Here is a 12,848-nt window from a genome sequence, read left to right as displayed (position 1 = left end):
GATTTTTGTGAACTTTATAAAAAGGGTCTAGTCACAATAATTGAGGGGATTAATCCTCCCTCAAAAAATTGTTCTCCCTGGATTACTTTTGGCCCGGCTTTTTAGTCGGGCTTTTTTATTGTTCTCTCTGCGGGATACCGGCAAGACCAGAGCGACCTTTACGGTTGGCAAACCATACGCCAACAAGAATTGCCAACATACCAACACCTTGTTGTAACCAGAACGCTTCACCGTCAAGTACGCCCAGTAGTACGGCAACCACCGGAATGAGATAAGTGACTGAACTGGTAAACACGGTATTGGTTAATTGCACAACGTGGTTAAAAATAACCAAAGCACCGGCCGTTCCAGCAATACCTAAAGCCAAAACCGAGAATAGCGACAACATAGCGCCGGGTTGTTGAACCTGAGTGATAAATTCTGTGCCAGCGAACAAATAAACCGTGGCAGGAACCGCAGCCATGAGTAGGGATATACCGGTGATGGTCAACGGTGATAAATCACTGATTTTATGTTTAATCAGGTTCAGATTCAGACCGTAACAAACCGTTGCTGCCATGACTAACAAGGCATAAAGATTGAAATCCCAACGGCCATTAGCGGAAGCGGTAACCAGAAGCAGGGTACCAAACAGGCCTATACCGACGCCGATAATCTGTGCTACCCGCGCCTTTTGATGGAAGAATAAAGAGCCTATAACCAGAGTGGCTATGGGAGTTAAGGCATTGAGAACCCCGGTGACGCCACTAGCTAACTGAGTTTGTGCTATTGCGAACATAAAGGCCGGGATTAGACTGCCGACCAAGCCAACACTGGCCAGTTTTAACCAGTGCTTGCGGGTGATTTTGTTCAGGCGGCGAGCGATAAAGGGAGCTAGCACGATACCGGCAGAACTAATGCGTAGAGCCCCAACTTCCATTGGACCAAAAGCCAGTAAACCCTTCTTAATTAATAAAAAGGAACTGCCCCAAATTAAAGCGAGTAAGCCTAATAATAACCAGGCACTAAGCGGCGGCGTGTTATTCGTCGTCATACTCTTTGCTATACCACTGGTTGAGTTTTTCTTCGACTTGCTCGACGCCGAAGCGTTTTAACGAGGAAAAAGCCTCGACCTGAACATCGCCGTTGAAGGCAATGGCTGCCTGTCGCGCTTGTAAAACCGTAGACTTGCGGGCGCCTTGTTTCAGTTTATCGGCCTTGGTTAGTAACACCAGTACCGGTAACTCGCAATCGACAGCCCAATAAATGAGTTCCTGGTCGGTTTCGCGAAAGGGGTGGCGAATGTCCATTAGGACCACGATGCCCTTCAGACTGTCTCTTTGCTGAAGATATTCACTTAAAGAGCGTTGCCACTTTTCTTTCACTGCCAGCGGTACTTTGGCAAAGCCATATCCGGGTAAATCGATAAGGCGTTGACCACTATCCAGCTCAAACACGTTGATCAATTGTGTACGGCCAGGTGTCTTACTGGTACGAGCCAGTGACTTTTGCCGAGTCAGTGTATTTAACGCACTCGATTTACCGGCATTAGAACGGCCGGCGAACGCTATTTCGATGCCCGTGTCCGGAGGCAGTTTGCTGATATCCGGGGCACTGGTCACAAATTTTGCCGATGCGTAATCTAATTGCTGGTCTGCCACTATTAAGGTCACTTTTATTGATAAAACGGAACGTCTACGCGCATTATGAAGTATTCGGGCAGTATCTCCAATGATCATTTAGCAATTGATTCGGTTTTAATCGTTTAATCCACACAAGTTTTGTGTAAAATAGCAACCTGCTTAAGGTGATTTATTGGGGCGCGTGGCGCCATCCAGAACAGAAGAGAAGCAAACATGAAAAAATTCGCAATCTTTTTGGGACTTTTCTTCGGTACCGCCGGTATCGCAGTAGCACAAAGCGGCGACGCTGAAGCCGGAAAAGAGAAATCGCAAGTTTGTGCGGCTTGCCATGGACCCAATGGTGAATCTCCGACCGATATGTATCCGCATTTGGCCGGCCAGCACGAAAAATATCTGCTTAAACAGCTGAAAGACTACAAACTGGCGTCAGAAACCGGTGGTGAAGAAGGTCGTAGTAACCCTGTCATGATGGGGCAGGTCGCTTCCTTGTCTGAGCAAGACATGGCTGATCTGGCTGCATTCTTTGCGTCACAAGACGAGCCAAAAGGCGAAACGCCGGAAGATTTAATCGCATCGGGACGTGACCTTTATCGTCGTGGTAATCCTGAGACGAATATGCCTTCATGTGCAGGCTGTCACGGACCTAGAGGTAATGGCATGGGATTAGCTGCATTTCCGGACATTTCCGGCCAACATGCTGCTTACACAAAGTCTCAGCTAGAAATGTTCCGCAAAGGCGAGCGTGCTAACGATCCGAACGGAATGATGCAGGGTGTGACTGAAAAGATGACAGATGAAGAAATTGAATTGCTGTCTAAGTTCTTGAGTGGCTTATATTAAGTTACTACCTGACGAAGAGAAAAGCGGCTGAAGCCGCTTTTTTTATGCCTATTAATAATGTTATAAGAAAAGTCATTATTGACGCATTGTTAACGAAAAGTAATAAAAAAGTGGTTTTTTAGATCAATAAAATCATTGAATTAATATTTGGTTCAAGTAGTCTTAACAACGCTCCGGGGCCGTACGGGCAGAAAAAAACAAAAATAAGATGCCAAAAGCCCTTGAGAAAATAATAAAAAGACTGTAAAAATACAGCTAACTCGACACAAAAAAATAACAAGAGGTCGGGAGATTATCGAAAAGTCAGATTTGATCTTATTTCTCGATAATCCAGGGAGTAAAGCCAATAGGCTAGTCGTTGCTCCATTTAATAATAACAATAATAAAAGACAGGTTACGGAAAACCGCAATAACAACTCGGAAGCAGTGACAACCATTCTCATAGTTGCAGTGCGCTGCCGATAATATGAGAGAAGCAGGCGATGTGAAAGCATCGCCTTTTTTCTTTTCTGAACGCTATTATTTAGAACTTTCTAACTTAGATTCCTCTTCCTACCTGTAAATAACTGACCCCCACTGACGTAATCCCGTTTATTGAGTTACAATAGAGCCCATTAGTTCTTATTTAGGAGCGACCATGACTCGCCGCAAAAAGACACGCAAGGCCGGGCCACTTGCTCAGCCTAAAACGCCAAGAGAGACGCGCCCAACAGACGCGGCATCTAAGGGTAAGAAAATCGGAAAGGGCCAGGCTCCGGGTCAACGACATTCATCAACTAAAGTTTTGCAGCAAAGTAAAACAAAAGCTGACGAGAAAGATCCCCGACATGGCAGCCGCCGTAAGGTAGCGTTGGTGATGACACCTGAGCAGGAACTGAAGCAGTTACAGGAAGACACAAAGCTTCAATTACTGGTCGAACGTTTTGAAAACGATGAGTCTCTGACTGCAGAAGAGCAGCGCTACCTTGATGAAAAGTCTGAGCGTTATGAGCAGTTGATTGCCAAACTGGGTTATGAACTCGATGAAGAATGGGATGACGAGGAGTAATAATGTCCAGCGAACTCAATTGGATTTTTGCCATAATAGGTATAGTCATTATTTTGGCTCTGGGGTGGTATGCTGCAACCTTACTGTTGCGTTTGCGAGGGCAGACTGAAGCACGTGAATCGGCTGTACAGAAGCGTGTCGACCGTATCGATGAGAGCATCATTACCATTGCAAAGGCAATGCAGCAGGAACAATGTCCTTTATCTGAGGGCTGTTTGCGCATCGTTGTTTTGCTTGATCATCGGCCGGAAGCGGTTGAATACGACTATTCACAAGACTACCCGGCTATGCATGATATGTATGAGAAAATTAAACATATGCCGACGCACGAATCGCGGAAAAAGTTTCCTAAAAAGAAAGTTCGGGAGATGGACGATGAGCGTGAAGGCTATGAAAAATCGATGCGGGACATTATTCTTGCAGACGTTGATAAGTTACTGAAGCAATTCCCAGCGGCCTGAGGAGGCGGCATGCCGTTTTTAAAAGGTGTAAAAGAAGATATTGCCAGCGTTTTTGCAAGAGATCCGGCAGCGCGTAATACAATGGAAGTGCTATTCCATTACCCAGGGCTTCATGCCACTTGGTTTCATCGTATAAGTCACAAGCTTTGGGGATGGAAGTTATACTGGTTAGCCCGTTTCGTGTCTAATCTGTCCCGTTGGTTAACTGGAATCGAGATCCACCCGGGCGCAAAAATCGGCCGTCGTTTTTTTATCGACCATGGCATGGGTGTGGTTATTGGAGAAACGGCAGAAATTGGGGACGATGTGACGTTGTATCATGGCGTGACCCTTGGCGGTACCAGTTGGAATAAAGGTAAGCGGCATCCAACCTTAAAAGACGGTGTTGTTATTGGCGCCGGAGCTAAAGTACTGGGCCCTGTTACTGTGGGAAAATCTGCGCGTATTGGCTCTAATGCTGTGGTTGTGCGGGATGTCCCTGAGCTAACAACGGTCGTGGGTATTCCTGCGCGAGTCGCTCAGTCGGGGGTAGACCAGGAAACCACCGAGCGCCGTAAGAAAATGGCAAAAGAGTACGGCTTTGATGCTTACGCTATCTCGGCAGATAACCCCGACCCGGTCGCTACGGCAATAGGACGTATGCTTGACCATGTGCAGATGTTGGATAATAAAGTCTCTGACCTCTGTCAGGCAGTGAATAAACTGGGTGGGGATGTTTGCGGTGAAATTCCGGAAGTCGATATGGATGATGTCGAGTTTCTGGAAGAGAGTGAACGCGCCGCGAAACGGCGCGCTCATAAAGATGATACTGCGGCTGATAAGAAGAGCTCTTAACTTTTTAGATTAAAGCGCTCAATCAATGAATAAAGCTGCTTGCTGGTACTTTGCAGCTCGTTGCTTGAGCTCTGTGTTTGTTCCGCTGTCTGTTGAGTATGGCGTGCGGTGTCGGCAATTTCGGTAATTTGCTCACTGATATGTTCGGCAACACCGCTTTGCTCTTCGACGGCAGAGGCCATTTGAGAGGACATATCTGAAATGTCCTGAATGGCTGTTGATATTTCGCCAAGTGCGCTATCTGCCATACGAACTTTTTCAACGCCCTCTGCTGCAGCCTGCTCACCTTGCTTCGATACTTCTACGGCATTACTCGCGCGGTCACGTAGCTGCTGAATCACTTTGTGAATGCCTTCTGTAGACTGGGTTGTCCTTGAAGCTAGTGAGCGGACCTCATCAGCAACGACTGAGAAACCTCGGCCATGCTCGCCAGCGCGAGCGGCCTCTATTGCAGCGTTCAATGCTAATAGGTTTGTTTGGTCTGCAATGGATGAGATCAAATCGGCGGCTTCGCCGATAGCGCCGGTGGAGTGATCCAGTTCTTTAACGGTTTCGGCTATTTGTTTGACGGCATCATGTAGCCTGACAATAACTTCGCTTGCCTCTCTTGCCAGCCCGACACTTTCATCAACATTAGCTTTGGCTGACTCGGCTTGTTGCGCATTTCGCTCAACCGTGTCTGCAACTTCCTGAATAGCGGACGCCATCTCATTCATAGCCGTCGCTGTCTGTTCGGTTGCGGCTGTTTGCTTGTCTACGTACTGTTTACTGAGTTGTGCTTGATCGTAGGTATCGCCGGCGACCTTTAACAAGCCTCCGACGGCATCTTTTATCCGGCTTAATGCTGTCTGATTACGCGCACCTTCACTGACTAACTGCATTGCCAACTTAGCTTCGCGTCCTTGCTTATCGAAATAAGTCATGCCAACTAATTCCGAATCGAAGGCTTCGGGACGTAATGTTAATAAACCCTGCAGCATGCGACCGATATAAGCGCTATAAGCGAAGGTTGTCACGCCCGTAGCGACTAAGGCAATAAGGGCTGATACAGGCTCACCCATTGTGGCTATCACGGCACTGCCAATAAGACCCGGAGCCACAATAGGCATTAAATCTTTGCTGCCTAACCATAAACGTTTACTTAAGGGTATCGCGTGTTTCCCCGCGTTTAGACGGTCATAAACGTCCTGAGCTCGTTTTTTACGGTTATCTGACGCTGCAACGCGGACGGATTCAAACCCAACGGGCTTACCATTTTCCACAATAGGTGTGACATAAGCACTGACCCAGTAGTGGTCGCCATTTTTACAGCGGTTTTTAACTAACCCCATCCATGGTTTGCCACGCTTAATAGTTTTCCACATTTGCTCAAACACGCCACCAGGCATATCGGGGTGACGCAAGAGATTGTGCGGAGAACCGATCAGTTCATCTCGGGTATAACCACTGACAGTAGCGAAGTCTTCGTTGCAGTGAGTGATGACCCCTTTCAGATCCGTGGAGGATATCAGTCGATAGTGGTCTGGAAAGCGGCTTTCCTTTCCTGTAACCGGACCATTATTCTTCATAAGCGCCTTTCGATAATTTTATTAACATTAATGTTTATAAGGTTATCGTATTTTGGCGAGGAAAGTTTAGAGTGAGGATAAAATAAAACGTTGGTTGCATAAAAAAACGCCGCTAAAAGCGACGTTTTTGAAATTCTTTGTGTAAACGTTCGGCACCCAAAAGGGCACTGAAGGTTCCTTACATAGGAACTACGTTTTCAGCTTGTGGGCCTTTAGGACCTTGAGCTACGGTGAAAGAAACTTGCTGGCCTTCTGCCAGAGTTTTGAAACCGTCAGACTGAATAGCGCTGAAATGTACGAAAACGTCTGCGCCGTTTTCTTGTTCGATGAAACCGAAGCCTTTAGCTTCGTTAAAGAATTTTACTTTACCAGTAGTAGTAGACATGCTGATATTCCTCGTAGTGCATGTTGAAATCAATGTATTGCTCAAAAAACTTAGGTATTACTTGGACTTACAAAACGAGGTACAGCAAAAAGGACTTCGTAAAAAATCTCAAATCAATAGCCGAAATTTTCTCAGCGGTTTCGAGTATACGCTTAATATAGCCCGAGTCAACAATAGGTTGCGTTATTTTAACCAGTTACGGCTGATGTGGCGAAAGGTGTCGCCGCCAGCTTTTTCAAGCCATTCAAATGCTGCCATTTCAGAAGTAATGATTTCTACACCAGCGCCTCGCATGCGTTCAATGGCGCTGTCTTTATCCGTTGGCCGACGAGAGCCGACGGTATCGGCCGGTAAAAACACCTGATAACCGGAAGACTGAAGCTCTATTGCCGTTTGCAGAACACACACATGGGTTTCCATGCCCATGATAACCACGTGCTTTTTATTATACTCCGAAAGAACATCACGGAAGGTGTCGTCTCGTAGTGCGCTAAAGTGCGTTTTTTCGACCACCCGGGCAGCTTCAATAATCTCTTGCAAACTGTCTACGGTATAACCTAAACCTTTAGGGTATTGCTCGGTAATAAGAATGGGCAAATCCAGCTGCATAGCAATTTCGCCCAACCAACGCATGCGCGAGGTCACGACATCACGTTGGTGAATGGCTGGCAACAGACGTTCCTGAGCATCAACAATCAGCAGCAGAGAATCTTTAGCAGAAAGCAACATTATTCAATCCTGTTCGTACAAAGTGATAACAGATACTAACCTTAGCTGATGAACACCACTATCAGCAAAAAGTCTTAATTTGGTTAATAATTATGCGTGAAATTTGCAGTTAAGGCAGCCAATGGCTACAATCCTCGCCTTTCCGAATGCACACGCACATCCAAACAGTAAATAAAAGGTGACACCATGGCTCCGGTATTGATTCTAATGGGTTCCCAGTCCGATTGGCCGGTAATGCAAAAAGCGGCAGAAATGCTCGAGTCTCTGGGCATTAAATGGCAGGCGAAAGTGGTTTCTGCCCACCGTACGCCAGACTTACTTAAATCGACCATGGAACAAGCGGAACAAGATGGTGTGCCTGTCGTTATTGCAGGTGCCGGTGGTGCTGCTCATTTACCGGGCATGCTGGCGGCTTATACGGCTATTCCGGTGTTTGGCGTGCCGGTTCCAAGCAAACAGCTAAAAGGTTTAGACAGCTTGTTGTCTATTGTGCAAATGCCTAAGGGTGTCGCTGTAGGCACGCTGGCGATTGGTGATGCGGGAGCTGCTAACGCGGGTTTACTGGCAGCGCAAGTTATCGGCAGTTTTGACAGCAACGTTCGCAAACGTGTGCACGAGTTCCGTACCGCGCAGAAAGAAAAAGTGATGGCTAACTCAGACTTGGAGCTGCCAAAATGAAAATCCTGATCCTTGGTAACGGCCAATTAGGGCAAATGTTGGGTAAAGCGGTTATCCAGCAAGGCCATGAGTGTGTTTTATACAGTGACCGAAAGGATCAGGTGATGGCTTTGGGTAGCCAGCAGCCTTTAGCAATGACGTTAACCGAGGCGAATGACTGGGCTGATGTGACAACCTGGGAGCACGAGCACTTGGGTGAAGAGCTGGTGGCTAAAGCTGCCGGTAAGTTCCTGCTGCAGCCTGAGCGCTTTAACCGTTTGGTTGATCGCCGTACGCAAAAAGCTCTGTGCGATGAGCTGGAGATCCCCACTTCCGCCTGGAAAGCTTACGAAAGTGTTGCCGAATTAACGGCCATTTTAAACACCTGCGACCACGCAGTGGTTATTAAGTCTGCAAAAGGCGGCTATGACGGTAAAGGCCAATGGCGCTGGCGTCCGGGTGATGATATTGCTGCTGTTGCTGAAGAGGCAGGGCAACGCCCGGGTATTGTCGAAGACATGATCGACTTTACCGATGAAGTGTCGGTTGTTGGCGCGCGTTCACATAAAGGCGAGCAGCGGTGCTTTCCGTTGACTCTTAATGTACATACTCAGGGTATTTTGTCTTACAGCCTAGCGGGTGCTGAGCACTTTTCTAAAGAGCTTGAGGCGTTAGCCAAAGAGCATCACCAAAAGCTGACTAACGCACTGGATTACGTTGGTGTATTGGCTATTGAGTTTTTTGTTGTCGGTGAAGGTGATAAGCAACACTTGCTGGTGAACGAAGTGGCTCCGAGAGTTCATAATTCCGGTCACTGGACCATGAGCGGTGCTAATTGTGACCAGTTTAACCTGCACATTCGTGCTATTACGGGCTTGCCGTTGCCTGATTTACTGATTGCCCCGACTTTAATGGTGAATGTGATTGGTGTTGCTGGTCTTCCAGAGGCCCTGTGGGAAGCCGCTGCTGCCGACTGCCATTGGTATGGGAAGGATGCGCGACCCGGGCGTAAAGTGGGTCATGTGAATATTATGATCGACTCTTTTGAGCGAGGCGAAAGCCTTGCCAGCAGCTGGTCTGAAAAGTTACAACTGCTGGCTGACTAAACTTTTTTAAAGCTGCAGTAACTCTGCGAATGAGCGGCTAAAACCGCTCATTCAGCCATTTCTGCATATCTTCAACCTGCTCCATACACAACGAATGTGGCATTGGATAGGTTTGGTAGGTTACCGAAAAGCCTTTCTCTTTTAATACCGCGCAAGCTTTTTGTCCCAATACTTCCGGCACTACCGGATCTTGCGTACCGTGCTGAACCAAAATAGGCAGTTGCGCGTTGGCTTCATGCACCTGAATGTCACCTGCGGTGGCAAAGTAGGTGGAATGCGCCATTAAACCCGCGAGTGGTTTAGGGTACGTCAAAGCGGTTTCATAACCGACCGCGCCACCCTGTGAAAAGCCAGCAATAATAATGCGTTTACTGTCGATACCCTGAGCAACCTGCTCGTCAATCATCGCGTGCACCTTGGCCGCTGACTCGCGCAGTTGCTGGCTGTCAATCTGACGGTCAATGCTCATGTCCGTAATGTCGTACCAGGCGGGCATCACCATACCCTGATTAATGGTGACAGGCATTTGTGGCGCATGCGGAAATAAAAAGCGAACCTGCGCGTTATTAATTTTTATGTGCTCTGTCATGGGTACAAAGTCGTTACCCGACGCACCTAAGCCGTGAAGCCAAATAATAACCGCATCGGCGTTACCCGCTGGTTCATGTTTAATAACTTCCAGAGACATTACTGCTTTCCTATTTCTGCGGCAGGGTAAGAACCCAACCAGTGAATATTGTTCATTGCGGCCAGTTCGTCCAGAGCCAAAGCAACGCCGGGTTGACTGAGGTGGCCGTCGAAATCGATAAAGAAATGATAGTCACCAAACTGACTGCCCGCCGGACGCGACACAATAGAGGTTAAGTTAATTTGCTGTTTCGCAAAAACCTGCAAGCTGTCGACCAATAAGCCCGGATGGTCGTTGTCATCAATCAGTAGCAAACTGCTTTTCCAGCGCTTATCTTTATCGAATTTTGGCTCTTCAGACGTTGCGGATAATACCACGAAGCGCGTTTCGTTGCGCGGGTTGTCGGCTATTTCGCTATTGAGTACCCGGAGGCCATCCGGACAGTTCAAATGCTTGGGAACCACAGCTGCAGAAGGCTCTTTAGCTGCTAATAAAGCCTCCAATGACGACGCATTACTTGCCGTATGGATGACCGGTACTCCTAACTTATGCAAGTACTGATTGCATTGACCGGACGCAACAAACTGCGCCCATACTTGTTTTGGGCTGGCGCTGTTACTCAGGCATTGAAAGGCAACGGGTATGCGAATTTCGGCCTGAATGCGCAACGGGCGCTGAACCAGATAGTCTACAACCGGAGAGACAAACCCCTCGGTTAAATTCTCAATGGGAACAATAGCGGCATCGCATTCATGACCAACAGCCGCCAGGCAGCTCACCAGATTGTCCCGCAACTGAATTTGATGCTGTTTTTCGGGTTGGTAGAGTCCTGCGGCAACCTCCGAAAAGGTGCCGGCAGGGCCTAACGTGGCTAACTTCATTTCTTATATTGCTCGAACCACGCTAGCGCGTGTTCAATTTTGGCTATCATATTAGAAGGGCGAGCCGTAACGCCGTGAAAAGCACCGGGCACGCGCACCATAGCAGTATCCACTTTTTGCAGCTTCAACGCCTGGTAGAATTGCTCGGTCTCGGATATTGGTGTACGACGGTCCTTCTCTCCTGTGAACAGTAGTACCGGTGTTTCAACGTCACCCACCATAGACAGCGGCGAGCGTTGCCAGTAGTGCTCTAACTCTTCCCATGGCATGCCCGGGAACTGATTGGTGATTTGACCAATAGAGCTGTCGGCGGTCAGTACCTTGCTGACCCAGTTAATCACCGGGTTGGTGGCTGCTGCTGCGTTAAAGCGGTTGGTCAGACCGACCGCATAGGCAGTTGCAATACCGCCGGCAGAGCCGCCAGCTATAAAGAGGTTGTCTGAGTCGGCAATGCCTTTATCAATGAGTAAATCAATGCCACTCATGTGATCAGCAAAGTCGTAAGGTGATGAGTAGTTGCCGTCCAGCAGCATGGCAAAGTCTTTACCGTAAGACGCACTGCCGCGGTGGTTCACGTACAGCACCACATAGCCTTCGGCTGCGTAGCGCTGGTGCTCTGCGGCAAAGTGTGGACCGTAAGACAGGTGAGGGCCTCCGTGTATTTCTAACAGCAGCGGATATTCTTTGCTTTCATCATAATTTGGCGGAGTAATATACCAGCCATGAATTTCTTCGCCGTCGTAGCGCGACTCATAGCGAATTTCATGAACTTCGCCCAGTTTACGGTGGCCGAGCAGATCTTCGTTTAGCTGAGTAAACTGAACTGCTTCACCCCCTTGTGGCTGGTAACCAACATCCGCCGGACGGTATTCAGACCCTTTGGTGTAAGCAATAGCGCCAGTTTGTGAGGCCGTAAATGAGCCCATGGTATAAGGACGACTGACATAAACGCCGGAAACATCATCGACTCGATTCGTTAGTTCATTGCTCAAGGTGACATTAGCAACCACGGTTTTCCCCTGGTCGGCGTAAGAAACGGCAAGAGAGTCATTGCCAGTCCATTGCGGAGAGCTGAAAGAACGGTCGAAATCAGTTTGCAATTCAGTCTCTGAGCGCTCACTCCAGTCCATGATCCACAATTGCGATTTATGGTAAGGCACCGGCTCGTTTGAACTGTGTAAGTAAGCCAGGCGCTCGCCGTCAGGAGAAAACTGCGGTGATGACTCACGGCCGGGTTTGTCAGTGACTTGCGTTACTTCCTTTGAGTTCAGGTTGACGCTGTAAAGGTCGCTTTCGTTGACCTGGTAAGCCCAGTCCTCGGAACGGTTTCCGGAGAATACGATATGACTGTCATCTTCTGCCCAGGCTAAGGAGCCGCCATGTCGGTAGGGACCATCGGTCAGTTGGCGTGCACTGCCGCCTTCAGCCGGAACGACAAAAAGTTGTGTATGCGCAGGTTCCAGAACGCCTCTGCCATCGCGCTGATAATAAGCTTCTTCAACGATAATTGGAGACTTGGACCATTTAGCTCCTTTGGGTTTGGCTGGTTTTTTCACGCTTTTCGCAAAAGGAGTGGACTCGGCTTTGACTGACATTGTAAACGCTAACTGAGAATCATCGTTAGACCAACTGATACTGCCCGGACTTTCGCTCACATGAGTGACTTTGGCCGTGCGCTGCTCTTTAATCCAGTGCACATGAATTTGGTTTTTATCAGAACGGTTGGACGCAAAGGCAAGGCGAGTACCGTCATTTGACCAGGCCAGGCTGCCGTAACTGTACTTATCATCAAAAATTGGTAAATGTTGACCGGTTTCGGTATCAATCAGCCATAATGAGCGACGAGTACTGTCTTTCATATCGTCGAAACTGTTGCGTATGTACGCAATGTATTTGCCGTCAGGAGAGATACTGACTTGGTTGGCGTACTCGAGCTGAAAAATATCCTCGGCTTTAAATGTATCGTTTGCTAACGCTGGAGCGGAAGTGAAAAGCAGCACTAAGCTACTTGCAATGACGGATTGTTTTAACCACATTGTTGTTCTCCTTTTAAGTATAGCTTCACGTTACTGAAGCTGACGAAACGATG

At 48.0% G+C, this 12,848-nt stretch carries 14 protein-coding genes; 6 read left to right on the top strand and 8 right to left on the bottom strand.

Features of this window, described 5'->3' with window-relative positions:
- Positions 1 to 115: 115 nt before the first annotated feature.
- The gene (locus CWI78_RS06855) at positions 116 to 1,033 is read right to left on the bottom strand and encodes a DMT family transporter (RefSeq protein ID WP_126781536.1); all 918 of its coding nucleotides are present in this window, start codon (positions 1,031 to 1,033) and stop codon (positions 116 to 118) included.
- Entirely contained in the window at positions 1,020 to 1,640 is a 621-nt protein-coding gene (yihA, locus tag CWI78_RS06850; RefSeq protein WP_126781707.1) for a ribosome biogenesis GTP-binding protein YihA/YsxC, read from the bottom strand. The genes CWI78_RS06855 and yihA overlap by 14 nt, the downstream gene beginning before the upstream one ends.
- Positions 1,641 to 1,835: 195 nt before the next feature.
- Between yihA and CWI78_RS06845 the strand changes: the two genes are divergently transcribed.
- The 4 genes from CWI78_RS06845 to cysE all read left to right on the top strand — a co-directional run bounded on the left by CWI78_RS06845 (position 1,836) and on the right by cysE (position 4,805).
- Positions 1,836 to 2,462, top strand: a complete 627-nt coding sequence (locus CWI78_RS06845) for a c-type cytochrome (RefSeq protein WP_126781534.1) — start codon at positions 1,836 to 1,838, stop codon at positions 2,460 to 2,462.
- Positions 2,463 to 3,099: 637 nt separating this feature from the next.
- Entirely contained in the window at positions 3,100 to 3,510 is a 411-nt protein-coding gene (locus CWI78_RS06840) for a GTPase-activating protein (protein ID WP_126781532.1), read from the top strand.
- Positions 3,511 to 3,512: 2 nt separating this feature from the next.
- The gene (locus CWI78_RS06835; RefSeq protein ID WP_126781531.1) at positions 3,513 to 3,971 is read left to right on the top strand and encodes a DUF2489 domain-containing protein; all 459 of its coding nucleotides are present in this window, start codon (positions 3,513 to 3,515) and stop codon (positions 3,969 to 3,971) included.
- 9 nt (positions 3,972 to 3,980) lie between these two features.
- The gene (gene cysE, locus CWI78_RS06830; protein ID WP_126781529.1) at positions 3,981 to 4,805 is read left to right on the top strand and encodes a serine O-acetyltransferase; all 825 of its coding nucleotides are present in this window, start codon (positions 3,981 to 3,983) and stop codon (positions 4,803 to 4,805) included.
- Here the strand turns inward: cysE and CWI78_RS06825 are convergent.
- From CWI78_RS06825 to CWI78_RS06815, 3 genes are all read right to left on the bottom strand, one after another.
- On the bottom strand, positions 4,802 to 6,373 hold the full coding sequence (locus CWI78_RS06825; protein WP_126781527.1) for a methyl-accepting chemotaxis protein: 1,572 nt from the start codon (positions 6,371 to 6,373) through the stop codon (positions 4,802 to 4,804). The two genes, cysE and CWI78_RS06825, sit on opposite strands and share 4 nt — an antisense overlap.
- A 178-nt stretch (positions 6,374 to 6,551) precedes the next feature.
- Positions 6,552 to 6,758 (bottom strand): cold-shock protein, encoded by a 207-nt coding sequence (locus tag CWI78_RS06820; RefSeq protein ID WP_011233297.1) that lies wholly within the window; start codon positions 6,756 to 6,758, stop codon positions 6,552 to 6,554.
- Positions 6,759 to 6,941: 183 nt separating this feature from the next.
- Positions 6,942 to 7,487, bottom strand: coding sequence for a hydrolase (locus tag CWI78_RS06815; RefSeq protein WP_126781525.1), 546 nt, complete (start codon positions 7,485 to 7,487; stop codon positions 6,942 to 6,944).
- Positions 7,488 to 7,673: 186 nt separating this feature from the next.
- Here CWI78_RS06815 and purE point away from each other — a divergent pair, with 186 nt between their 5' ends.
- Positions 7,674 to 8,165: a 5-(carboxyamino)imidazole ribonucleotide mutase gene (gene purE / locus CWI78_RS06810; protein WP_126781523.1), complete on the top strand. Its 492-nt coding sequence runs from the start codon at positions 7,674 to 7,676 to the stop codon at positions 8,163 to 8,165.
- Positions 8,162 to 9,250, top strand: a complete 1,089-nt coding sequence (locus CWI78_RS06805; protein WP_126781521.1) for an ATP-grasp domain-containing protein — start codon at positions 8,162 to 8,164, stop codon at positions 9,248 to 9,250. Before purE ends, CWI78_RS06805 begins: the two co-directional genes overlap by 4 nt.
- A gap of 37 nt (positions 9,251 to 9,287) precedes the next feature.
- Here CWI78_RS06805 and CWI78_RS06800 read toward each other — a convergent pair whose 3' ends face one another.
- The 3 genes from CWI78_RS06800 to CWI78_RS06790 are packed head-to-tail and all read right to left on the bottom strand — an operon-like array spanning position 9,288 to position 12,795.
- On the bottom strand, positions 9,288 to 9,938 hold the full coding sequence (locus CWI78_RS06800) for an alpha/beta hydrolase (protein ID WP_126781519.1): 651 nt from the start codon (positions 9,936 to 9,938) through the stop codon (positions 9,288 to 9,290).
- Positions 9,938 to 10,759 (bottom strand): prephenate dehydratase, encoded by an 822-nt coding sequence (locus CWI78_RS06795; RefSeq protein ID WP_126781517.1) that lies wholly within the window; start codon positions 10,757 to 10,759, stop codon positions 9,938 to 9,940. Before CWI78_RS06795 ends, CWI78_RS06800 begins: the two co-directional genes overlap by 1 nt.
- The gene (locus CWI78_RS06790) at positions 10,756 to 12,795 is read right to left on the bottom strand and encodes a S9 family peptidase (protein WP_126781515.1); all 2,040 of its coding nucleotides are present in this window, start codon (positions 12,793 to 12,795) and stop codon (positions 10,756 to 10,758) included. The genes CWI78_RS06795 and CWI78_RS06790 overlap by 4 nt, the downstream gene beginning before the upstream one ends.
- Positions 12,796 to 12,848 lie beyond the last annotated feature (53 nt).

The organism is Idiomarina ramblicola (assembly GCF_003987255.1).
GTDB lineage: Bacteria > Pseudomonadota > Gammaproteobacteria > Enterobacterales > Alteromonadaceae > Idiomarina > Idiomarina ramblicola.
This window is presented reverse-complemented; position numbering and strand designations above follow the sequence as displayed.

Excerpts from the sequence above, each read along its gene's own strand:
- CWI78_RS06855 (WP_126781536.1), bottom strand. The coding sequence starts at position 1,033 with ATGACGACGAATAACACGCCGCCGCTTAGTGCCTGGTTATTATTAGGC.
- CWI78_RS06845 (WP_126781534.1), top strand. The coding sequence starts at position 1,836 with ATGAAAAAATTCGCAATCTTTTTGGGACTTTTCTTCGGTACCGCCGGT.
- CWI78_RS06840 (WP_126781532.1), top strand. The coding sequence starts at position 3,100 with ATGACTCGCCGCAAAAAGACACGCAAGGCCGGGCCACTTGCTCAGCCT.
- CWI78_RS06835 (WP_126781531.1), top strand. The coding sequence starts at position 3,513 with ATGTCCAGCGAACTCAATTGGATTTTTGCCATAATAGGTATAGTCATT.
- cysE (WP_126781529.1), top strand. The coding sequence starts at position 3,981 with ATGCCGTTTTTAAAAGGTGTAAAAGAAGATATTGCCAGCGTTTTTGCA.
- CWI78_RS06825 (WP_126781527.1), bottom strand. The coding sequence starts at position 6,373 with ATGAAGAATAATGGTCCGGTTACAGGAAAGGAAAGCCGCTTTCCAGAC.
- CWI78_RS06820 (WP_011233297.1), bottom strand. The coding sequence starts at position 6,758 with ATGTCTACTACTACTGGTAAAGTAAAATTCTTTAACGAAGCTAAAGGC.
- CWI78_RS06815 (WP_126781525.1), bottom strand. The coding sequence starts at position 7,487 with ATGTTGCTTTCTGCTAAAGATTCTCTGCTGCTGATTGTTGATGCTCAG.
- purE (WP_126781523.1), top strand. The coding sequence starts at position 7,674 with ATGGCTCCGGTATTGATTCTAATGGGTTCCCAGTCCGATTGGCCGGTA.
- CWI78_RS06805 (WP_126781521.1), top strand. The coding sequence starts at position 8,162 with ATGAAAATCCTGATCCTTGGTAACGGCCAATTAGGGCAAATGTTGGGT.
- CWI78_RS06800 (WP_126781519.1), bottom strand. The coding sequence starts at position 9,938 with ATGTCTCTGGAAGTTATTAAACATGAACCAGCGGGTAACGCCGATGCG.
- CWI78_RS06795 (WP_126781517.1), bottom strand. The coding sequence starts at position 10,759 with ATGAAGTTAGCCACGTTAGGCCCTGCCGGCACCTTTTCGGAGGTTGCC.
- CWI78_RS06790 (WP_126781515.1), bottom strand. The coding sequence starts at position 12,795 with ATGTGGTTAAAACAATCCGTCATTGCAAGTAGCTTAGTGCTGCTTTTC.